Genomic DNA, 20,822 nt, shown 5'->3' with positions numbered 1-20,822 from the left:
GTGGCCCTGCGAGTCGACGGTAATGCCGCCTACCTGGCCGAGGATCCAATTATTCGGCAGCTGCTTCGGCCAGGAGGGATCGACCGCGAAGGCCGGGATGTCGCCTGCGCTCGCCATGCCCGGAAGCGCGAAGGCGACGGCTGCGATCAGAAGCGAAATTGCGTGAGAAACGTTCGCGAGCGCCCGCGCAAGGCTTGCGCGATCATGCCATGGTGCCATGGCGACCTCCCTTATTGTTGGCCTTGCGGCTTGCTGCCGCTTAGGCGCGCGCAGTCAATCGCGGGGAGGTCATGGAGTCAATCAGGCCGGCGCGCGGAAGCTCATCAGGCTGCGCGTCTTGTAATCGTAGAATTTGCCGGTCTCGGTCCAGTCGGGCGCGCACATCGGCAGGATGAATTCGGCGACCTGCTCGGGCGTATCGAGCGTCTCGGGGTCTTCGCCGGGCATCAGGGTCGCGCGCATGCGGGTGCGGACCGGGCCGGGATTGAACAGATTGACGCGCAGCTTCGTGTTCGCGGTCTCCTGCGCCCAGGCGCGTGCCAGTGTTTCCAGCGCGGCCTTGGACGCTGCGTAGGGGCTGACATAGGCGGTGGCCTTGTTGGCGGCGCCCGAGGTGATGAAGACGGCGCGGCCCGCATCGGACTGCTTCAGCAGCGGCTCCATGCAGCGTATCAGCTGGAAGTTCGCGGAGACGTTCACCGCCATCACGTCGTTGAAGGCCTTCAGCTCGATATGGCCGACCGGCGAGGAGGGGCCGAGCACGCCGGCATTGCCGACGAGGATGTCGAGCTTGCCGTAGCGCTCATGCAGGCCGGCACCCAGCCGCGCGATACCGTCGGAATCGGTGAGGTTGAGCGGCACCAGGGTGGCGCTGCCGCCGTCCTTGCGGATCTCGTCGTCCAGCTCTTCCAGCCCGCCCTGCGTCCGCGCCACCGCAACGATATGCGCGCCGGCCTTCGCCAGAGCGATGGCCGTGGCATAGCCGATGCCGCGCGAGGCGCCGGTGACGAGAGCGATGCGTGAGGCGAGGTGCTTTGTCATGGCGGGGTTTTACAGGCGTGGATGGCCGGGACAAGCCCGTTCACAGGAAAAACAATCCAGCCCTAGTAGTCGTTGCCTGTCCCGACCGAAGGTCCATGATCTTCGCGGTCATCGGGAGTGACCTTCGTGCCTTGTCGAAAGGCAAAGAAGATAAACCCGATGAGCAATAGACCGCCGATAATCGCAATTACCGGCTGCGTCATGGCATGCCTTCCGCGTCAGCTCGCCTCTGCCAGCAGCGACAATTGCCGCGGCTGCTGCTCGGTCTGGGTCTGGTCGGTGAGATGCGTCGGATACGCCCCGGTGAAGCAGTGATCCGAGAATTTCGGATTGGCGGGGTCGCGGCCGGGCTCGCCCATGGCGCGGTACATGCCGTCGATCGACAGGAAGGCGAGCGAGTCGGCGCCGATGATCTCGCGCATCTCCTCCAGCGAATGCGTCGCCGCCAGAAGGCCGCCGCGGTCGGGCAGGTCGATGCCGTAATAGTCAGGGTAGAGGATCGGGGGCGAGGCGAGGCGGAAGTGCACCTCCGTCGCGCCGGCATCGCGCATCATGCGCACGATCTTCTTCGAAGTGGTGCCGCGCACCAGCGAATCGTCGATCAGGATGATGCGCTTGCCTTCGATCGCGGCGCGATTGGCCGAATGCTTCATGCGCACGCCGGATTCGCGGATCGCCTGCGTCGGCTGGATGAAGGTGCGGCCGACATAGTGATTGCGGATGATCCCGAGCTCGAACGGCACGCCGGAGAACTGGCTGTAGCCGACCGCGGCGGGCACGCCGGAATCCGGCACCGGCACCACGACATCGACCGGCACGTGGCTCTCGCGGGCGAGCTGCGCGCCGAAGTTCTTGCGCACCTCGTAGACCGAGCGGCCGTGGACGATGGAATCGGGACGCGAGAAGTAGATGTATTCGAAGATGCAGGGACGCGGCGCCATCGGCGGGAACGGCTTGTGGATGTCCTGGCCGTTCTCGTCGAACACGATGACCTCGCCGGGCTCGATGTCGCGCACGAAGCGCGCGCCGATGATGTCGAGCGCGCAGGTCTCCGAGGTCAGGATCGGGCAGCCGTCGAGCTCGCCGAGCACGAGCGGACGGATGCCGCGCGGATCGCGTGCGCCGACCAGCTTCTTGTTGGTCAGCGAGACAAGCGCATATGCGCCTTCGATCTCGCGCAGCGCGTCGATATAGCGCTCGATGAAGCGGCTGCGCTTGGAGCGCGCGACCAGATGCAGGATCACCTCGGTGTCGGTGGTCGACTGCATCATCGCGCCGTGCCTGACCAGCTCGCGGCGCAGCGTCAGGCCGTTGGTGAGGTTGCCGTTATGTGCGACCGCAAGGCCGCCGGCATTAAGCTCGGCGAACAGCGGCTGCACGTTGCGCAGGATGGTGGCGCCGGTGGTGGAATAGCGGACATGGCCGACCGCGACATTACCGGGCAGGCGGTCGATCACCTCGCGGCGGGAGAAGGTATCGCCGACGAGGCCGAGGCGGCGTTCTGAGTGGAAGCGGCTGCCGTCGTAGGAGACGATGCCGGCGGCTTCCTGGCCGCGGTGCTGGAGAGCGTGGAGACCGAGCGCGGTGATCGCGGCGGCATCGGGATGACCGTAGATGCCGAACACGCCGCATTCCTCGCGCAGCGTATCCCCCTCCAGATCGTCCTGTAGCTCGAGCGCGGCCGGGCCCGAACCGGCCCTTGGATCGAGATCAAGCTGGGCGTCCTGGTCAGGGTGTCGCATCTCGTCCGCGCCTTTCTTTAGGGGCCAATCAACGCGCCGCAGGTTTCTCGATCAGCTTCTTCATGCCGTCACGAGCCGATTTACTGTACCCGTCGCCACTGCCCGAAGGCTGCTGCTCGGATTCAGCTTGTTCATCATCTGGTTTGTTTTTCTTGAATCTCTTCAAGATGGTGTTCTCGGGGTCGTCGGGCAAGAGGGCCATCAGCCAATCCCCGGTTCCCTGGAGCACCACGCGGGATTTGGCCCCCGTCACCCAGTCCGGGCGCTGCTTGTCCGGAACCAGCCAGGTGAAGAACAGGAAGGCGACCACGACGATCAAAAGCCCGCGAGCAAGGCCGAACAGGAAGCCGAGGGTGCGGTCCAGCGCGCCGATGCGCGAATCCAGGATCATGTCGGAGATGCGCACCGTGATCACGGAAACCACGACCAGTGTGCCCACGAACACGCCGGCAACCACGACCACGCTCGCGACCGTGTCGTTGTTGAAATAGGTCTTGGCGGTCGGCAGCAGCTTCGAGAACGAGTACAGCGTTACGATCGCAGCGGCGCCCCAGGCGGCGATCGACAGGATTTCCCGCATGAAGCCGCGGACCATGGCGAGCAGGCCCGAGATCAGCATCACACCGAGCAGGATCAGGTCGAGGATGGTTACTGGCATCGGCTGGTCTGGTCCGCTCGTACTCTCAAAGGTGCTCTAGCGAATCGGTGCTTGGCCGCTGCCTTAAAAGAGGGGCAGACGGCGTTCCCGGCAAGGCCGCAACCACGCAATCCCATGCTGCTTTGTGACGGCTGTATAGCGGCGCAGGCCTCCGGCGTCACCTCCGGCTAACCCTCTCCGCGGCGGAATCTTGCCGGTGTGGCATTTTTTTCGGCCGGCCCGTTCGATTCGCCCCGACGGGAGCCGCGGGCGGCGATTTCGGCGACTAGCGTCGTCAGGCTGTTGACCGCGTTCAGCGACAATCCGGCATCGCCGCCCGTCTCGCCGCGGGCCGATTCGGGCAGCACGGCGCGCTGGAAGCCGAGTTTGGCCGCTTCCTTCAGCCGGGCCGGGGTCTGTGCCACCGGGCGGACCACGCCGGAGAGCGAGATCTCGCCGAAATAGACCGCATCCGTCGGTAACTGCGCATTAACCAGCGACGACACCAGCGCCGCGGCAGCGGCAAGGTCCGCCGCAGGCTCGTGGATGCGCAGGCCGCCCGCGACGTTCAGGTAGACGTCGTGACCCGACAGCTTGACCCCGCAATGGGCTTCCAGCACGGCGAGCACCATCGAGAGCCGGCTCGGATCCCAACCGACCACGGCCCGGCGCGGGGTGCCGAGGGAGGTCGGCGCCACCAGCGCCTGCAATTCGACCAGGACGGGCCGCGTGCCTTCGATGCCCGCAAAGACGGCGGTGCCGGGCGTGCCGAGATCGCGCTCGGACAGGAACAGCTCGGAGGGGTTCGTGACCTCGCGCAGGCCCAGACCCGTCATCTCGAACACGCCGATTTCGTCGGTCGGGCCGAAACGGTTCTTCACGGCGCGCAGGATGCGGAATTGCTGCGAGCCTTCGCCCTCGAACGACAGCACCGCGTCGACCATGTGCTCGACCACGCGAGGGCCGGCAATCTGGCCGTCCTTGGTGACATGGCCGACCAGGATGATGGCCGCGCCGGTCTTCTTGGCGAAGCGGATCAGCGCCTGTGCCGAAGCACGCACTTGCGTCACCGTGCCGGGCGCCGATTCCACGGTGTCGGTCCACATGGTCTGGATCGAATCGATCACGATCAGCCGGGGCACCGCGCCCTCCGACAGCGTCGAGACGATGTCCTCGACCGAGGTCTCGGCAGCGAGCTGCACCGGCGCATCGGAGAGCCCGAGCCGCTCGGCGCGCAGGCGCACCTGCGCGACGGCCTCTTCACCGGAGATGTAGACGATGCGGTGGCCGGCGCGCGCCAGCATGCTTGTGGCCTGCGTCAGCAGCGTCGATTTGCCGATGCCGGGATCGCCGCCGACCAGCAGCACCGAGCCGCGCACGAAGCCGCCGCCGGTGACGCGGTCGAGCTCGCTCAACCCCGAGGACAGGCGCGGCGGATCCGGGCTCTTTCCGGCGAGACTCTCCAGCGCGAATGTGCGCCCCTTGCGCTTGGAGCGGATCGACACCGGCACGCTGCCGCTGGTGTCCTCCTCGGCGAGTGTGTTCCACTCGCCGCAGGACTCGCACTTGCCCTGCCAGCGGTTATAAGCCGCGCCGCAGTTCTGGCAGACAAAGGAAAGCGTATTCTTGGCCATGGGACGTCAATCGTGCTCAGGTGGCGTGCGTCGCGTTCCATAGCATGGAGAGACCGGCGGCGACCATGATCGCGTCCATCACCAGGCGGAAGGTTTCCGGCTTGAGATGCATCACGAAGCGCTTTGCGATGAAGGCGCCCGACATCAACGAGGAACCGGCAATCAGGCCTTTGACGAAGACGTCCATGGTCAGCGCGCCAAAACGCTCGAAGGTCACGGACTTTGCGAAATAGAGGCCGAGCGAGGAGGCCGCCTCGGTGGCGAGGAAGGCACCCCTGGACAGGCCGTAGAACAGGAACAGCGGCACGCTGAGGGGGCCTGTCGAGACCACGATGCCGGTGAGATAGCCGATGATGGCGCCGCCGATGGCGAGGTGCCAGAGATTGGCCTTGAGATCATGCCGCGCCAGCCAGTGCCGCACCGGCACCATCGCGATCAGGAAGAGGCCGATGGTGATGTCGACCGCATGCGCGGGCAGTGCCAGCAGCGTTCGTGCGCCGAGCGCTGCGGCCGGGATGCCCGTCACCGAATAGGCCACGCAGGCCCGCCAGTCGACCTCTCGCCACCAGGCCAGGATCCGCGAAAAATTCGCCATGACGGAGGCCACCGCCATGATCGGCACGGCTTCCTTCGGACCATAGGCATAGACCAGCACCGGCATCAGCATGATCGACGAGCCGGTACCGACGATGCCGGAAATGGTGCCGGCGATGAGGCCGACAATGAGGACGAAGAGAAAGGCCAAAACAGCCTCCACGAATCGGGAGAGTGTAGCCGCGGGCAGGGATATGGGCGATCCGCACTAAGCGAGGGAGCTCATCGCGCTGCGCATGGGCATGCCGGTCTGGGCGCCGGCCTTGAGGCATTTCAAGGCGGCGGCTTCGCAACTGACTTCGAGCGCGCGTTGCAGCGATACGCCTTCGCTGATCATCGCCGCGAACGCGCCGACGAAGGTGTCGCCGGCGCCGGTCGTGTCCACCGGCGTGATGCGCGGGGCGGCCGCACGCAGGCGGGTGCCCTCTGCCGTCACCGCGAGCGCGCCTTGCGCACCGGCGGTCACGATGCAGGTGAGGTCGCCGGCCCTGGCGAGGTCGGCGGCTGCGGCCTCGTAACTGGGCGGAGCAAGGCCGATGGCGTCGGCGGCGTCCAGCGCCTCGTGCTCGTTGACGAGGAGATGATCGGTCACGGCGAGAAGCTCCGTCACCATCTCACGGGTCATCCTCTCCGGGACGGGCGCGAGATTCCAGACGACGGTGCCAGCGGCCAATGTCGTCCTGCGCGCGACTTCCAGCGCCTGCGCGAAGGGCACTTCCATCTGAAGCACGAGCACAGTGTCGGAATCGAACAGCTCGGCAGGAAGATCTCCGGCGCTCGCAGTGATATTGGCGCCGCTCGCCACCGTGATCGCGTTCTCGCCGGCCTGATCCACCGTGATGAAGGCGCAGCCGGTCGGCTCGTCGGCCCTGGCGACGAGATCGGCGTCGACGCCGTTGGCCCTGAGGTTCTCGATCGCGCTGTCGCCAAATCCGTCCCGGCCGACACGGCCGGCCATGCGCACGCGTCCAGGTCCGGCGATCCGTGCGGCGGCAACGGCCTGGTTGGCGCCCTTGCCGCCGAAATGGGTCCGGTAGGACGGCGCCAGCACCGTCCGGCCGGGACCCGGAATCACCGGGACCTGCGCGACCAGATCGATGTTGAGCGACCCGAACACCAGGATCATGGCGGAGAGCCCGTCAGCCTTGCTCGTCCATGACGCGTAGCTTCTCGACGCGGCGGCGGAAATCCTCGTCGGTGGAGAATTCGGCGGACAGGTACGACGACACGAGATCGACGGCGAGCCAGGCGCCGACGATCTGCGCGCCGATGCACATGACGTTGACGTCGTCATGCTCGACGCTCTGATGCGCGGAATGGACGTCGTGGCAGACCGCGGCGCGGATGCCCTTCATCTTGTTAGCGGCGATGGAAGCGCCGACGCCGGTGCCGCACACCATAATGCCGCGCGCGGCTTCGCCCGACGTCACCTTCGCCGCAACGGCGCGGGCGATGTCGGGAAAATCCACCGGCTTGTCGTCATAGGAGCCGACGTCGATGATTTCGTGGCCGAGCTTGCGGATGTAGTCGATGACGGTCTGCTTCAGTGGCCAGCCGGCGTGGTCGGATCCGATGACGAGACGCATGTGATGTCCTTCTTGATCTTGCAATAGCCGTGACAGTCGCGTGCGACTGTCACGGCGTTCTTCCGTTCAGCTGCGCATATCCGGCGGCAGATCCACGCCGTGGAATTTCTTGTAGATGGCGTTGAGCTTGCCGTTCTTGACGTTCTCGGTGATCCAGGCGTTGAGCTTGTCCATCAGCGGCTGCTCGCCCTTCTTCAGGCCGATGGCGAGGTCGAAGGTCGCCAGCGGAATCCTGGATTCGAACACGCGCGAGGGGTTCTTCACGCCGATCTGGTTGATGATCGTCGCGGACGAGCCGACGCAGTCGACCTGGCCCGACACCGCCGCCGTCACCATGGTGGCGTCGTCGTCATAGCGCGCGATCTTGAGGTCCTTGTCCTTCATGTTGGACAGAGTGGTGTCCTGCGTCGTGCCGCGCGAGACGCCGATCGACTTGTCCTTCAGGTCCGGCCAGTCCTTCACGGTCGACGATTTGAGGCAGCCGACGTCGGATTGCAGCGTCGCATAGCGCTTGGTGAAATCGATCACCTTGGCGCGCTCGGCCGTCACCGACAGGGTCGAGATGATGATGTCGGCCTTGCCGGTGAGCACGTTGGGGATGCGGGTCGCGCCGGTGGTCTGGATGAACTCCAGCTCGAGCCCCCAGTCCTTGGCGAGCAGTTGCGCCACTTCGACGTCGGAGCCGGTGGCCTTCATGGTGCTGTCCATCATGCCCGAGGGCGGGATGGCGAGGTCGGTGGAGATGCGGATCTTCTTCGCCTTCATGATGTCGTCGAGCAGATCGGCTGATGCGGGCGTGGCCGCCATCATGATGAGGCCGCACAACGCGGCGGCAGTTCCGAGCACAATCTTGTTGGTCATCCCTTGGTTCTCCTCTCCCTGTTATGATTTTAGGTTTCCCGTCCCCACGAATTGCGTGAGTTCGGGCGTGGTCGGCGACGTCAGGATCGAGGCAGGTCCGGTCTCGTGGACCTTGCCGCGATGCATGAACACGATCCGGTCGGCGATGCCCTTGGCGAAACCCATCTCGTGGGTGACCATCACCATGGTCATGCCGTCGGCCGCGAGTTGCTCGATCACCTTGAGCACTTCGCCGGTGAGCTCGGGATCGAGTGCGGAGGTGACCTCGTCGAACAGCATCACCTTCGGCTGCATGGCGAGCGAGCGGGCGATCGCGGCGCGCTGTTGCTGGCCGCCCGAGAGCTGCTCGGGATAGGCGTGCAGCTTCTCCTCGAGCCCGACCTGCGCCAGCACTTTTCGCGCAAGGTCCTTGGCCTCGCCCGTCGCCATGCCCTTCACCGCGCAGGGCGCAAGCGTGATGTTCTGCTCGATGGTGAGGTGCGGAAACAGATTGTAGCTCTGGAACACGATCCCGACGTCCTGGCGCAGCGCGCGCAGGTTCACATCGGGGCGGTCGACGCGATGCCCGCAGACCACAATCTCGCCGCCGTCGACCTTCTCGAAGCGGTCGATGCAGCGCAGCGCCGTGCTCTTGCCGGAGCCGGAGCGGCCGATCAGGGCGAGCACCTCGCCGCGCGCGACGGCAAAGGAGACGCCGTCGAGCACGCGGAGCGCGCCAAAGCTCTTCTGCACGTTGTGGAGCGACACGATCGGTTCGGAGGAGGGGGCGTTTTGCTGCATGTCAGGCTGTTGCGAGGTTGGACCTGCCACGCCCCATCCGCCGCTCCAGCCTCTGGCTGAACAGCGACAGGGGATAGCACATGGCGAAGTAGGTGACGGCGATGATGGCGTAGATGGCGAATGGCTCGAACAGCGAGTTGTTGACGATCTGGCCCGAGCGCATGAGCTCGACGAAGCCGACCACGGAGGCGAGCGAGGTGTTCTTGATGATCTGCACCATGAAGCCGACGGTCGGCGGCGTGGCGATGCGGATCACCTGCGGCAGGATCACCTTGACCATGCGCTGGGTCCGGCTCAGCGCCAAGCCTTCCGCGGCCTCCCATTGCGGCTTCGGCACGGACTGGATGCAGCCGCGCCAGATCTCGCCGAGATAGGCGGCGACATAGAGCGTGAGCGAGGCGCCGGCGGCGACCAGCGGCGAGACCTTGAGGCCGATGGCAGCGAGGCCGAAATACCCCAGGAACAGGATGACGAGCAGCGGTGTGCCCTGGATCAATTGGACATAGACGGCACTCGCGATCCGCACCGACTTCAGCGGCGAGATGCGCGCCAGCGCGATCACAAAGCCGACGATGCCGCCGCCGATCAGCGCGATCAGCGACAGACCAATGGTCCAGAGCGCGCCCTGGCCAAGGAACATGAGATGGTTGATGTTGAGATGTCCGCCCATGGTCATCTCACAATGGCGTGCCGAGCCGGCGCCGGCGCGGAAACAGGACGAGGCCGAGGCCCCAGAAGCCGGCTCGCATCACCAGCGACAGGATGACATAGAGCACGGCGACGATGATGTAGGTCTCGAAGGCGCGATAGGTGTCCGACTGGATGTAGTTGGCGACCGCGGTGAGCTCCTCGGCTGAGATCTGCGAGCAGACCGAGGAGGCCAGCATCAACAGCACGAACTGGCTGGTGAGCGCCGGATAGACCTTCTCGATCGCCGGCAGCAGGATGATGTGCCAGTAGATCTGGAAGCGCGACAGCGCCAGCCCCTCGGCGGCCTCGATCTGCCCGCGCGGGATCGCCTCGAAGCCGGCCCGCATGATCTCGGCGGTATAGGCGCCCACATTAATGGTCAGCGCAGCCACCGCCACGGTGAAGGCGGAATATTTCAGGCCGAGGCTGGCGAGGCCGAAATAGACCAGAAAGATCTGCACCAGCAGCGGCGTGTTGCGGATGGTCTCGACATAGACCTTGCAGGCGCCTGATATCAGCGCATTGTGCGTGCCGCGCCCGACCGCCGCGAGCGTGCCGAGCAGGGCGCCGAGCACGGTCGCGAAGAATGCCAACTCCAACGTCAGCACGGCGCCGGCCAGAAAGCTCGGCCAACGCTCCAGCACTGCGGGAAAGTCGAGTTGGAGGCTCATCGTGTCAGGGTCAGCCGGTTGTCTGGTTGGTCATGCGGTCATAGACGCGGAACAGCGCCTGGTTGCCGTTGCTGCCTTCGCCATGGGCGCGCGCATCGACATATTGGCTGGTGACGAGCGCCGTGCCGGGCAGCGGCACGTTGAGCGCCTGTGCATGCTCCTGCACCAGGCGAAGGTCCTTGAGCTGCAGATCGATCCGGAAGCCGGCGGATGCGTCGCCCGCGATCATCGCGGGGCCGAGCTTGTCGAGCATCCAGGACGCCGCGGAGCCGCCGAGCAGCACCCGGCGCAGCAGATTGAGATCGATACCCGAAGCGCGGCCGAGCGCGAGCGCCTCGCAGATCGCCTGGATGTTGATGCCGCAGATCAGCTGATTGCACAACTTGATGGTCTGGCCGGCGCCGGATGCGCCGACATGGGTGATGGTCGTGCCCATCGCACGGAAGAACGGCTCGGCCCTGGCGAACGCATCCGCATCGCCGCCGGCCATGATCGAGAGCGCCGCGTTCTTGGCGCCCACCGGCCCGCCCGAGACCGGCGCATCGATGAAGCTGACGCCCGTCTGTTGCAGGTCGGCATGGATGCGGCGGACGGCAACCGGCGAGATCGTGCTCATGTCGACGATCAGCTTGCCCGGCGGCGGGGATTTCAGCAGGCCCTGCTCGCCGTAAATGGTTGCCTCGACATGGGGCGTGTCGGGCAGCATCGTGATGACGATGTCGGCGTCTTGCCCGGCATCGGCGGGGCTGCTCGCGCGGGTCGCGCCTTGCTCGACGCTGTCCGACACCGCAGCTTCGTTCAGATCGAAGACGCGGACCGCGTGGCCTGCCACCAGCAGGTTGCGCACCATCTCCCGGCCCATCGTGCCGATGCCGATGAAGCCGACATTGCCCTTGTCGTTCCTTCCCATGTCGTCAGTCCGTTTCTTGTTTGATTGGCGTCTTGGTCGATGGCTGAACGCGATCAGCCCGAGGCACTGGTCTTGTCGATATCGCCGACGATTGCGCGCCTGCGGTATTCGTCGCCGATGGCGAAATGCTTGCGCAGCGTCGCATCCGCGCGCTCGGGGTCGCGCGCGATGAGCGCGTCGAAGATGCGGCGGTGATCGTCGACGAGGTAGGTCTTCATCGACGGGAAGGCCTGCACCAGCTTGCGGCGGTTGCGGTGCGAATGCGTCAACAGGCCCGCCATCGAGGCGTGTAGCACGCTCAGCGTCTCCGAATGCGAGGCGACCACGATGGCGCGGTGGAAGTCGAAATCGGCCATGCCGCCGGCATCCGCTTCGTCGATCGTCTCGCCGATCTTTGCCAGTGCACGCTGCAGCCGTTCGAAATCGGCGATGTTGGCGCGCTCGCAGGCAAGCCGGATCGCCTGGCATTCGATCGCGACGCGCGCCTGCATGACATCGTCGAGCATGTCGGCCTGTTGGGCGAGCGCGAAGGTGAAGAAGTCGTTCAACACCGAGACATCCGGCCGCGTCACCACGGTGCCGATGCGGTCGCGGATCTCGACGATCCCGAGCACGGTGAGGGCGCGCAGCGCCTCGCGCACGATCGGCCGGCTGACGCCGAGCAGGGTAGCCAGCTCGCGCTCCGAGATCAGGCGGTCGCCCGGCCTGAGCGAGCCCGCGAGGAGGCGTTCGCGCAAGAAGGCGAACACCTTCTCGAACCCCTTTTCGCCCTCGGTGGCCCGTTTGAGCTCCATCCCTGTCTCTTTGGTCTGATCTTGGTAAGACCAGTATGCTTACCAGAGCGCGGAGGTCAAGAGGCATCATCCGGAGAGATCGGCAGGGCTCAGCAGGCGTCGCGGGGCGCGGCAGTGGTACGGCTTCACGGCGCCGCCGCCGGCTCCGTGTCAGCTTCGTCTGCGACGGCTCAGCTTAGACGTCCCGACCGGTCGTCCTCGCGCTCTCCTGGTGTTCGACCGACGCAAGGAGGTCCAGTTGGCTCGCCAGAGCGAGGTAGGCGTTGGAAACACTCAGAAGGACATTGGCGAGGCGCTTCGCCGATTTTCGATCGTTGGCACGCGCGCGATATTGCGCGGCGAGCGTCCGGCATTCCTCGGCTTTGAGCATTCAAACCCCAAAGGAAAATTGAACGCGACGTCGCTTTCCCTGTTCCTAAAATCATCCCGTCCGCTTCGCGCAGGTATCGTGTTGTGCGGAAGCGCCGAAGTTCTACGCGGTGATCGTTGGCTTCACCATCCTTGCGATCGGCTTGAACTTTCCTTGACCTGAACCCGATGCGGGCGCTCGTCTATCCGGAGGTGGGTCTAGGAATTTTCCACGCCTCCGCTGTTGCTCTTCAGTCTCCTGAGGCGATGCCGACTGAGCGGAGGCTTGAACGCTAGCCAGGCAGCGGCGCTTCCGCGATATCGAGCAGCGCCCCGAGACCTTGTCGAAGGCGACGCGTGGCCGCGTTCTCGGTAGCGAGGCCGAAAACAACGAGCGATCGTCCTGTCACCGCGTAAGCGTGCCCGAATTCGAACGCGGGCATTTGGGCATCCGGCTGATTGGTATCGATCAGCCCCAACCAGCGGCTTCCATCGGTAACGGGCGGCAAGGTGAAATTCACGACGTCGTAATGGGCGTTGTAGACCAGCAGCATGGTGGCGTCCGAGCCGCGGCGTTTGATGCCGGTCTCCTGGGCGCGTCCGTCGAGCAGCATGCCGAAGCACTTGGCGTTGCCGTCCTGCCATTGCTCGTCGGTCATCTCGTCGCCGGTAGGCGACAGCCAGGCCACATCCTTGACGTCGAGCTCTTCGTTATGGGAGCCGACCAGGAATCGGCTGCGATAGAGGATCGGGAAAGCCTTGCGCGTCGCAATCAGTTTGCGCGTGAATTCACGCAAGTTGCGGCCGTTCGCGGTGATGCCCATCCAGCCGAGCCAGGTGGTCTCGTTGTCCTGGGCGTAGGCATTGTTATTGCCGTTCTGCGTGTGCCCAAACTCATCCCCTGCAAGCAGCATCGGCGTGCCATGGGACAGCAGCATTGTCGCGAGCAGGTTCCGCTTCTGGCGTTCGCGCAGCGCGGTGATTTCGGGATCGTCCGTCGGTCCTTCCACCCCGCAATTCCAGGAATGATTGTTGCTGTGACCGTCGCGATTGTCTTCCCCGTTCGCCTCATTGTGCTTGTCGTTGTACGAGACGAGGTCGTTGAGGTTGAAGCCGTCATGTGCGGTGACGAAGTTGACGCTGGCCCAGGGCCGCCGTCCGCGCTTGTTGAAAAGATCGCCGGACCCCGACACACGCTTTGCGAGATCCGCCAGCGTACCTTCATCACCTTTCCAGAAGGCGCGAACGGTATCCCTGAACTTGTCATTCCACTCGGCCCATCCAGGCGGAAACTGGCCGACCTGATAGCCGCCGGGACCGATGTCCCAGGGCTCAGCAATCAGCTTGACGCTGGAAAGCACCGGATCCTGACGGCAGGCATCGAGGAAGCCGCCGCCTTCGTCGAAGCCGTAGGGCTCGCGCGCCAGTATGGTGGCGAGGTCGAAGCGGAAGCCATCGACCCGCATCTCCGTTGCCCAATAGCGCAGGGAATCCGCAACCAGCTGAAGCACCCTCGGGTGCGACAGGTTCACCGTGTTTCCGGTGCCGGTATCGTTGATGTAATAGCGCTTCTGGTCCGGCAGCAAGCGGTAATAGCTGGCGTTGTCGATGCCTTTGAACGACAACGTCGGGCCGAGTTCGTTGCCCTCCGCGGTGTGATTGTAGACGACGTCCAGGATGACCTCGATGCCGTGAGCGTGAAACTGATTGACCATTTCCTTGAATTCGTTCGCAAACGGCGTCTTCAGGTAACGCGGCTCCGGCGCAAAGAAGGCGATGGAGTTGTAGCCCCAGTAATTGCGCAGGCCTTTGTCGACCAGGTAGCTGTCATCAACGAAGGCGTGGATCGGCAGCAGCTCCGCGCTAGTGATCCCGAGGGAGCGCAGATAGGCGGGGATTTCCGAATGCGCGAGGCCCGAAAATGTGCCGCGGTCAGCTTCGGGCACCAGCGGATGCAGCTGCGTGAAACCCTTGACGTGCATCTCGTAGAGGATCGTCCGCTCCCACGGCACTTCGGGCTTGCGCGCCGCGCCCCAGGTGAACGCGGGGTCGATGATGCGGCACTTCTGCATCAGTGGCGCACTATCGCGATCGTCATAGGAGAGGTCCTTGTCGGCGTGATCGAGCTGGTAGCCAAACAGCTCGGGCCCCCAGCGCAGTTGCCCGACCAGTTGCTTGGCATAGGGATCGAGCAGGAGCTTGTTGGGATTGAAGCGGTGTCCGGCGTCAGGTTCGTAAGGCCCATGGACGCGATAGCCGTAGACGGTGCCGGGCCGGGCCGAGGGCAAATAGCCGTGCCAGACCTCATCGGTATATTCAGGAAGCTCGATCCGTTCGAGTTCGGTTTTGCCATCGTCGTCGAACAGGCAGAGCTCGACCTTGGTGGCGTGGGCCGAGAACAGCGCGAAATTGACGCCGAGACCATCCCAGGTGGCCCCGAGCGGAAACGGTTTGCCCTCGGTGATCCGGGATCGGCGCAGGCTCGACGCCGCCCGCGTCAGGGCGTCGTCTGATTGCGTTTTTTGGTCCATGTCTGCCCCCGATGACAATCCGGTCAGGATGTCGGCGCTGTTGCGGGTACCTCGGTCGCGTCCTGCTCAGTGGCCCCAGCCGCGGCGATCACTGCCGCGGGAGGCACGTCGGCCGGCTTGGGCAGCGCGTTGGCGCGCTGCTTGGAGACTTCCTTGCTGATCGCGGAGATCGAATTGCCGATACGCTCGGCGATCGCAGTCAGCTCGCTATCGGACAGACCCAAACGTTTTCTCACGAGGCGCATTTGAGTGCGGTCGGTCAGGTCGAGCTTGTTGCGGATTGGTTTCAATGTCGAGCGACGCATAGCGGCAACTCCTTGTGTGTGTCGTAACCGTCGCTCGGTGATTCCGTTCCAGCAGCCGGCAAATGGTGGTCAGGCCGCGCTCACCGCGCGCACCTCCAGGCTCGCGGAAGGTATCGGCATCCGGATGGCGTCTTCGCTTGCGGGGATTGCGAGCATGTCTAACTGCGGTGCTTGCTGGAGCGCCGGCAAGCGGCGGTAAGCCGTGAGATAATCCCGCGCCATCCGCTCGGCCGTGAAGCGTTGCTCGAACCGGGCGCGGATCGCCTGGCGCTCGAGAGTGCCGACCGACTTGGCTGCCGCGACCGCCTCGTCCACGGAGCTGACCACAAACCCGCTCACGCCGTGATCGATGACCTCCTCCACGGAGCCATGGGCAAGTGCAATCACGGGCGTGCCGCAAGCCATCGCTTCGATCATGACCAGGCCGAACGGCTCCGGCCAGCAGATTGGAAATAGAAGCGCACGGGCGTTGCCGAGGAAGTCGGCCTTCTGGAATTCGTTGATCTCACCGATGAATTCGACATTCGGATGGGCTGCGACCATCGGCGCGATGACCTGATCCCAATAGCGTTGATCGGCAGCGTCGATCTTGGCCGCCATCTTGAGCCGAACACCGGCCCTGGCCGCAATCTCGATGGCCTTGTCCGGGCCCTTTTCAGGCGAGATCCGCCCCAGGAAAGCAAAATAGTCTCCGCAAGGCACATGCCTATAGGGCAGAACGTTCTCGGGCAATCCGTGAAGTACGGTGCCGAGCCAATTGACTGGCGGCATCGGACGTCGCTGCGCATTCGAAATCGAGACCAGCGGGGGCTCGGGGAAGGCAGAGTAGAACTGCAACAGATCGGGGAGATCCAGCCGCCCATGCAATGTCGTGAGAATCCGATCCCGGTAGGGCCGCATCAAAGGATAGTGCAGGTGATCGATGTGGAAATGAAGGACGTCGAACTCGTCTGCACGCCGCGCAACCTGATCCAGCATCATGACGTGATGGGGCGTCATGTCCTTGACCGCGGGATTGAGACGCAGAGCCATCTTCGAGCACGGCACCAGCTCGGCCGAGGTGATCGAATCACCGCTTGCGAACAGCGTGACCTCGTGGCCTTGCCGCACCAGCTCCTCGGTGAGGTATGAGACGATCCGCTCGGTGCCGCCATAGAGCCGCGGCGGGCAACTCTCCGCGAGAGGTGCGATTTGCGCGATCTTCATTGCCTGCCCCCAAATGCTTTCTAGAGCGATGATCTGTAGAGAGCCGCGTATGACTTCGCCGAATCCGTCCAGCTGAAGGCCTGTGCCATCGCTGCACGGCGCATATGATCGAGCCGGTCTTTCATGCCGAAGGTCGAGAAGGCTCGGCACAGGCTTCCGAGGAAGCCGGGCGCCGACGGGCGATCGAACAGGAAGCCGGTCTCGCCATCGACGATGGTCTCGGCCAGACCGCCAGTGCGATGCCCAATCGGCAACGAACCGAACCGCTGGGCGTACATCTGGCTCAGCCCGCAAGGCTCGAAGCGCGAGGGCATCAAGGTGAAGTCACTGCCTGCGAAGATTTTGCGCGCCTCGGCGTCGTCGAAGCCAATCTTCACGGCGATTGACCGGGGCGCGCGGGTCTGCGCGTTCAGCAGCGCCTCCTCGAATCGCGGCTCGCCCTTTCCGGTCACGACGATCTGGCCGCCAGCGTCGACGATCGCCTGCGCGCTCTCGATCACGAGATCGACGCCCTTCTGATGCACCAGGCGCGCCACGAGCGCGAACAGCGGACCTCGCGAGACCGCAAGACCGAACTGATCCCTGACATCGTCGGCGTTCAGGGCGCGTTCGGTCCAGTCCCCGGCACCGAAAGGCTGGAGCAGCGACGCGCACGTTCGCGGATCCCAGCTTTCGTCGATGCCGTTGAGGATACCGGACAGCTGATTGCGGTCGGCCCGCTGCCTCAAGAGGCCTTCGAGACCGCATCCGAACTCAGCGGTCGTGATCTCCCGGGCATAGGTCTGGCTGACGGTGGTCAGATGCGAGGCATAGACCAGCCCGGCTTTGATGAAGGACAGGCGGTTGTAGAACTCCACGCCGTCGATGTTGAAGCTTGCCTCGGGAATCCCGAGCTGGCCGAGCGTGCTGCGGTCGAAGACGCCCTGATAGGCCAGATTATGGATCGTGAAGACCGTCGGAATGTGCGCGTAGTGCCATTCCAGATATCCGGGAATGAGCGCGCATTGCCAGTCGTTGGCATGAACCAGGTCGGCAGACCAATGCTTGTCCACCAGCCCCCTGGCAAGCTGCGCGGCAGCGTAGGAAAAGGTCGCGAACCGGATGTTGTTGTCACCCCAATCCGACCCGCTGCGATCGGAATAGGGCGTGCCGTCGCGCTCATAGAGCTCCCGGCAGCGGACGACGTAGAAGCTCAGGCCGTCGGCGGTATGGCCGAGATCGATCTCGAAAGCCGGTAGAGCCGCGAAAGGCTGGCACCGTCCCACCGGCTTGAGGTCTTGCAGACCTCGCAGCACGGACGGATAGCCTGGAATGATGACGCGTACGTCAGCGAATTCCCGTAAGGCTCGCGGCAGAGCCGCGGAGACGGCGGCAAGGCCGCCAACTTGAATGAAGTCCGATACTTCGGGCGTCGCGAACAGGATCCGCATCTGCTACGCCCGCCAGCCACAAGAGCGACAGTGGTCTTTGCCAGCCATCTTTTTTGCATTCCAACGCGCTCCCCCAGCGAAGCGACACCCCTCAATTCTGCGCCGCAGCAAAGGTTCCTGCCCAACGGCCGCGCGCTGTTCTTTTTTGCATTTGGTGCAAAAGTGTACACACGAGAGTCTGCAGCGTTGCCACGCTTAGGCTGCTGACCGTAGGCATTTCACCAGGAACGAATGCGCACCTGTCAGCTTTCCGTCTTCACGCATGCTCGGGCGATCGCAGGGTGCCCGATCGAGGGGGACGCGAAAGGCGAACGAAATTGAATCAGCAGTTGGGAATTGCCGGGCACAACCGGTGCCACGGTCCCCGGATCATCGAAGGCGGGGTGTGTTTCAATCTCTGGGCGCCGACCGCGGAATCCGTCGAACTGCTCGAGATCGGCCGGCCGCCATGCCGCATGACGCGCGACGCCGACGGCTGGTACCAGCTGATGTCACCGACCGCTCGGGACGGCACACGATATCAGTTCAGGATCAACCAGGATCTGGTTGTTCCTGATCCTGCCTCGCTTTTCCAGCCCGACGACGTCGGCGCCCCAAGCGAGGTACTGGATCTATCGACGCTCCGGGATGCCAACCCCTATGCAGGGCGTCCTTGGGCGGAGACCGTGATCTATGAGCTGCACGTCGGCACCTTCAGCGAAGAGGGGACCTATGCGGGTGTCGAGAAGCGGTTGCACTATCTGCGTGACCTCGGCATCACTGCCATTGAGCTGATGCCGATCAACGATGTCCCGGGCCGGCACAATTGGGGCTATGACGGTGTGCTTTTGAATGCGCCCAACGCGCGCTACGGCAGGCCGCAGGATCTCAAGCGGCTGTTGAGGGCAGCTCACGACCTCGACATCATGGTCTATCTCGACGTGGTCTATAACCACTTCGGGCCCCAGTTGAATTATCTGCACAGCTACGCGGAGAATTTCTTCAACAAACGCCACAGCACCGGCTGGGGGCCCGCCGTCAACCTGGAAGGACGCGATGGCGCTTTCGTGCGCGAGTTCCTGATCGAAAACGCACTAATTTGGCTGCGCGACTACGGCTTCGACGGGCTGCGCTTCGATGCCGTTCACGCCCTGAAGGACGATTCCGAATGGCATTTCCTTGTCGAGCTTGCCGAGACCGTCCGCCAGGAATTACCGGGCCGGCGCGTGCATCTGATGCTCGAGAACGAGGCCAATCAGGCGCATCTTCTGGATCGCGTGGAAGGACGCCCAAGATATTACGACGCCCAATGGGGTGATGATTTCCACAATGCGCTTCATGTCCTGCTGACGGGAGAAGACGAGGGATATTACCGCGCGTTCGCGGACAAGCCGCTCGAACATCTTGCGCGATCTCTTGCGGAGGGCTTCGCCTACCAGGGTGAAGTCTTCGCGCTTCACGATGAACCCCGGGGCGAGCCGAGTGCCCATCTGCCGCCAGAAGCCACGATCTTCTTCGCGCAGAACCATGATCAGATCGGCAACCGGGCTCTGGGGGAGCGGCTGTCGAAACTGGTGAGCCCGGAAAAGCTGCGCCAGACGATGGCGCTGGTCCTGCTCAATCCGCATATCCCGATGCTGTTCATGGGCGAGGAAGCGGCGGTCGAAACGCCGTTCCTGTTCTTCGCGGACTGGACCGGAGAAGCTGCCGAGTTGACGCGGGAAGGGCGGCGCAAGGAGTTTGCGCATTTCAAGTCATTCTCGACGCCCGAAATGCGCGCCAGAATTCCGGACCCTTGCGATGAGAGGACGTTTCAAGCCTCGAAGCTTAATTGGAGCAGCATTGACCGTTCTCCCGGCTGTGCGCGCTTCCGGGCTTTGACGGCGCAGTTGCTGCAGATCCGGCGCGAGAAGATCGTGCCGTTGATCGAACGGGGTTTTGTTTCGGCGCAGCGTGAACTGCTCGGCGATGATCCTCGTCAGGGCGGAGTGCACGTGCGCTGGCAGACAAAGCGGGGAGAGGTTCTGCAGATCGTGGCCAACTTTGCGGGCGAGCGACTGCCCATGCCGCAACTGGTGGAAGGCGAGTGCCTTTGGCGGGGAGGGCCGGCTGAAGAACAACACCTCTTGCCAGGCGACATCATCGTGCGACTGGGGCAGGTCCGACCCGCCTGAGCTTGCGGCGCGTGCTGCCAACTGCGATCATCGGTGCAAACCGGATGATGATGCAGTGACCCTGACGTCCCTCAGAAGCAACGTCCGCAGCCTTTACGAGGGCGCAACGCCGACCGGCGTGGGCTTCCGTTATGCGCTGCTCGCCTTCGATATCGTGACCGTGCTGTTCATCATCGGAACGTCGTTCCTGCCTCCCAGCGAGATCGTCGAAACGCTCGATGTTCTCTTCGGCATCCTGCTGCTGGCCGATTTTTCGGCACGGCTCCTCGTGGATCGACATCCGTTTCGGAAGTTTACTCAGCTCGCGACGTGGGCTGACATGGTCGCCATCGTATCCTTCTTGGCGCCGCTTGCCGGCGAGGCGGGGGGCTTTCTCCGGATCCTGCGAACGCTGGGGCTGCTCCGCGACTACCAGATGCTGGTGAGGTTGCGCATCGATTCTCCGTTCTTTCGGCGCAACGAAGAGGTCATCTTCGCCGTCACGAACCTGGCCGTGTTCATCTTCGTCATGACCGGGATCGTCTACGAGACCCAGAAGTTTCGTAACGACGAGATCCGGAACTATGCCGATGCGTTGTATTTCACTGTCACGGCACTGACGACGACGGGCTTTGGCGACATTACCCTGGCGGGTACGTTCGGTCGTCTGATCACCGTCGTGATCATGATTTTCGGTGTCACGCTGTTCTTCAATCTGGCCCGCGCGCTGCTCAGTCCGCACAAGGTGCGGTTTGCCTGCCCGACCTGCGGGCTCCAGAGGCACGATGCCGACGCCGTGCATTGCAAGGCCTGCGGCACCGTCCTCAATATTCCCGATGAGGGCGCCGTTTGAAGAAGTCCGGCGACCCGCGACCCGGTTGGACGACCCTCGATGGTGACATCATGCCAGGGTTTTGCCCGACGGATCAA

21 protein-coding genes and 1 pseudogene are annotated in these 20,822 nt (G+C 63.9%); 2 read left to right on the top strand and 20 right to left on the bottom strand.

Annotation, left to right across the window (positions count from 1 at the left end; translation table 11 throughout):
- The 20 genes and pseudogenes from SE91_RS17280 to glgA form a co-directional block, all read right to left on the bottom strand.
- Nucleotides 1-219: pseudogene (locus SE91_RS17280) on the bottom strand (hypothetical protein); the annotation flags it as partial.
- An 81-nt stretch (nt 220-300) separates the two neighbouring features.
- Nucleotides 301-1,041, bottom strand: coding sequence for an SDR family NAD(P)-dependent oxidoreductase (locus tag SE91_RS17275; RefSeq protein ID WP_061848431.1), 741 nt, complete (start codon nt 1,039-1,041; stop codon nt 301-303).
- A gap of 62 nt (nt 1,042-1,103) precedes the next feature.
- Nucleotides 1,104-1,244 (bottom strand): hypothetical protein, encoded by a 141-nt coding sequence (locus SE91_RS37135; protein WP_197489478.1) that lies wholly within the window; start codon nt 1,242-1,244, stop codon nt 1,104-1,106.
- Nucleotides 1,245-1,259: 15 nt separating this feature from the next.
- Nucleotides 1,260-2,783: an amidophosphoribosyltransferase gene (gene purF, locus SE91_RS17270; protein WP_060735838.1), complete on the bottom strand. Its 1,524-nt coding sequence runs from the start codon at nt 2,781-2,783 to the stop codon at nt 1,260-1,262.
- 28 nt (nt 2,784-2,811) lie between these two features.
- A complete protein-coding gene (locus SE91_RS17265) occupies nt 2,812-3,441 on the bottom strand; it encodes a CvpA family protein (RefSeq protein ID WP_008551921.1) in 630 nt (209 codons plus the stop codon).
- Nucleotides 3,442-3,608: 167 nt separating this feature from the next.
- A complete protein-coding gene (gene radA / locus SE91_RS17260) occupies nt 3,609-5,054 on the bottom strand; it encodes a DNA repair protein RadA (RefSeq protein ID WP_061848430.1) in 1,446 nt (481 codons plus the stop codon).
- A gap of 16 nt (nt 5,055-5,070) precedes the next feature.
- Nucleotides 5,071-5,799: a sulfite exporter TauE/SafE family protein gene (locus tag SE91_RS17255; RefSeq protein ID WP_061848429.1), complete on the bottom strand. Its 729-nt coding sequence runs from the start codon at nt 5,797-5,799 to the stop codon at nt 5,071-5,073.
- A 57-nt stretch (nt 5,800-5,856) separates the two neighbouring features.
- Nucleotides 5,857-6,774 (bottom strand): ribokinase, encoded by a 918-nt coding sequence (locus tag SE91_RS17250; RefSeq protein ID WP_061848428.1) that lies wholly within the window; start codon nt 6,772-6,774, stop codon nt 5,857-5,859.
- Between the two features lie 13 nt (nt 6,775-6,787).
- Nucleotides 6,788-7,234, bottom strand: a complete 447-nt coding sequence (gene rpiB / locus SE91_RS17245) for a ribose 5-phosphate isomerase B (protein WP_008551908.1) — start codon at nt 7,232-7,234, stop codon at nt 6,788-6,790.
- 66 nt (nt 7,235-7,300) lie between these two features.
- Nucleotides 7,301-8,095, bottom strand: a complete 795-nt coding sequence (locus tag SE91_RS17240; protein WP_061848427.1) for a transporter substrate-binding domain-containing protein — start codon at nt 8,093-8,095, stop codon at nt 7,301-7,303.
- Between the two features lie 21 nt (nt 8,096-8,116).
- Nucleotides 8,117-8,875 (bottom strand): amino acid ABC transporter ATP-binding protein, encoded by a 759-nt coding sequence (locus SE91_RS17235; protein WP_061848426.1) that lies wholly within the window; start codon nt 8,873-8,875, stop codon nt 8,117-8,119.
- 1 nt (nt 8,876) lies between these two features.
- Nucleotides 8,877-9,545, bottom strand: a complete 669-nt coding sequence (locus SE91_RS17230) for an amino acid ABC transporter permease (protein ID WP_061851175.1) — start codon at nt 9,543-9,545, stop codon at nt 8,877-8,879.
- Nucleotides 9,546-9,552: 7 nt separating this feature from the next.
- Nucleotides 9,553-10,236 carry an amino acid ABC transporter permease gene (locus tag SE91_RS17225; RefSeq protein ID WP_061848425.1) on the bottom strand — a complete coding sequence of 228 codons (684 nt, stop codon included), beginning with the start codon at nt 10,234-10,236 and terminating at the stop codon, nt 9,553-9,555.
- A 10-nt stretch (nt 10,237-10,246) separates the two neighbouring features.
- The gene (locus SE91_RS17220; RefSeq protein WP_502687176.1) at nt 10,247-11,200 is read right to left on the bottom strand and encodes an NAD(P)-dependent oxidoreductase; all 954 of its coding nucleotides are present in this window, start codon (nt 11,198-11,200) and stop codon (nt 10,247-10,249) included.
- A complete protein-coding gene (locus SE91_RS17215) occupies nt 11,200-11,940 on the bottom strand; it encodes a FadR/GntR family transcriptional regulator (protein ID WP_008551893.1) in 741 nt (246 codons plus the stop codon). Before SE91_RS17215 ends, SE91_RS17220 begins: the two co-directional genes overlap by 1 nt.
- A 175-nt stretch (nt 11,941-12,115) precedes the next feature.
- A complete protein-coding gene (locus SE91_RS17210) occupies nt 12,116-12,310 on the bottom strand; it encodes a hypothetical protein (protein ID WP_008551891.1) in 195 nt (64 codons plus the stop codon).
- Between the two features lie 271 nt (nt 12,311-12,581).
- Nucleotides 12,582-14,819: a glycogen debranching protein GlgX gene (glgX, locus tag SE91_RS17205; RefSeq protein WP_061848423.1), complete on the bottom strand. Its 2,238-nt coding sequence runs from the start codon at nt 14,817-14,819 to the stop codon at nt 12,582-12,584.
- A 23-nt stretch (nt 14,820-14,842) separates the two neighbouring features.
- Nucleotides 14,843-15,124: a DUF3606 domain-containing protein gene (locus SE91_RS17200; RefSeq protein WP_008551877.1), complete on the bottom strand. Its 282-nt coding sequence runs from the start codon at nt 15,122-15,124 to the stop codon at nt 14,843-14,845.
- A gap of 69 nt (nt 15,125-15,193) precedes the next feature.
- Nucleotides 15,194-16,330: a glycosyltransferase family 4 protein gene (locus SE91_RS17195; protein ID WP_061848422.1), complete on the bottom strand. Its 1,137-nt coding sequence runs from the start codon at nt 16,328-16,330 to the stop codon at nt 15,194-15,196.
- Between the two features lie 20 nt (nt 16,331-16,350).
- Nucleotides 16,351-17,760, bottom strand: coding sequence for a glycogen synthase GlgA (gene glgA / locus SE91_RS17190; protein ID WP_008551864.1), 1,410 nt, complete (start codon nt 17,758-17,760; stop codon nt 16,351-16,353).
- 317 nt (nt 17,761-18,077) lie between these two features.
- On the opposite strand from glgA, the gene treZ reads away from it, so the two are divergent.
- Together treZ and SE91_RS17180 are read left to right on the top strand one after the other, a co-directional pair.
- Nucleotides 18,078-19,913 carry a malto-oligosyltrehalose trehalohydrolase gene (treZ, locus tag SE91_RS17185; protein ID WP_245318474.1) on the top strand — a complete coding sequence of 612 codons (1,836 nt, stop codon included), beginning with the start codon at nt 18,078-18,080 and terminating at the stop codon, nt 19,911-19,913.
- 55 nt (nt 19,914-19,968) lie between these two features.
- Nucleotides 19,969-20,745: a potassium channel family protein gene (locus SE91_RS17180; protein ID WP_008551862.1), complete on the top strand. Its 777-nt coding sequence runs from the start codon at nt 19,969-19,971 to the stop codon at nt 20,743-20,745.
- The last annotated feature ends 77 nt before the right edge of the window (nt 20,746-20,822 follow it).

It is taken from the genome of Bradyrhizobium sp. DOA1, from assembly GCF_001593325.1.
Taxonomy (GTDB): Bacteria; Pseudomonadota; Alphaproteobacteria; order Rhizobiales; family Xanthobacteraceae; genus Bradyrhizobium.
This window is presented reverse-complemented; position numbering and strand designations above follow the sequence as displayed.

Coding starts and splice junctions, on each gene's coding strand:
- SE91_RS17195 (WP_061848422.1), bottom strand. CDS start 16,330: ATGAAGATCGCGCAAATCGCACCTCTCGCGGAGAGTTGCCCGCCGCGG.
- purF (WP_060735838.1), bottom strand. CDS start 2,783: ATGCGACACCCTGACCAGGACGCCCAGCTTGATCTCGATCCAAGGGCC.
- SE91_RS17225 (WP_061848425.1), bottom strand. CDS start 10,236: ATGAGCCTCCAACTCGACTTTCCCGCAGTGCTGGAGCGTTGGCCGAGC.
- SE91_RS17230 (WP_061851175.1), bottom strand. CDS start 9,545: ATGGGCGGACATCTCAACATCAACCATCTCATGTTCCTTGGCCAGGGC.
- SE91_RS17250 (WP_061848428.1), bottom strand. CDS start 6,774: ATGATCCTGGTGTTCGGGTCGCTCAACATCGATCTGGTCGCGCAGGTC.
- SE91_RS17215 (WP_008551893.1), bottom strand. CDS start 11,940: ATGGAGCTCAAACGGGCCACCGAGGGCGAAAAGGGGTTCGAGAAGGTG.
- radA (WP_061848430.1), bottom strand. CDS start 5,054: ATGGCCAAGAATACGCTTTCCTTTGTCTGCCAGAACTGCGGCGCGGCT.
- SE91_RS17210 (WP_008551891.1), bottom strand. CDS start 12,310: ATGCTCAAAGCCGAGGAATGCCGGACGCTCGCCGCGCAATATCGCGCG.
- SE91_RS17275 (WP_061848431.1), bottom strand. CDS start 1,041: ATGACAAAGCACCTCGCCTCACGCATCGCTCTCGTCACCGGCGCCTCG.
- SE91_RS17265 (WP_008551921.1), bottom strand. CDS start 3,441: ATGCCAGTAACCATCCTCGACCTGATCCTGCTCGGTGTGATGCTGATC.
- rpiB (WP_008551908.1), bottom strand. CDS start 7,234: ATGCGTCTCGTCATCGGATCCGACCACGCCGGCTGGCCACTGAAGCAG.
- glgX (WP_061848423.1), bottom strand. CDS start 14,819: ATGGACCAAAAAACGCAATCAGACGACGCCCTGACGCGGGCGGCGTCG.
- SE91_RS17200 (WP_008551877.1), bottom strand. CDS start 15,124: ATGCGTCGCTCGACATTGAAACCAATCCGCAACAAGCTCGACCTGACC.
- SE91_RS17235 (WP_061848426.1), bottom strand. CDS start 8,875: ATGCAGCAAAACGCCCCCTCCTCCGAACCGATCGTGTCGCTCCACAAC.
- glgA (WP_008551864.1), bottom strand. CDS start 17,760: ATGCGGATCCTGTTCGCGACGCCCGAAGTATCGGACTTCATTCAAGTT.
- SE91_RS37135 (WP_197489478.1), bottom strand. CDS start 1,244: ATGACGCAGCCGGTAATTGCGATTATCGGCGGTCTATTGCTCATCGGG.
- SE91_RS17240 (WP_061848427.1), bottom strand. CDS start 8,095: ATGACCAACAAGATTGTGCTCGGAACTGCCGCCGCGTTGTGCGGCCTC.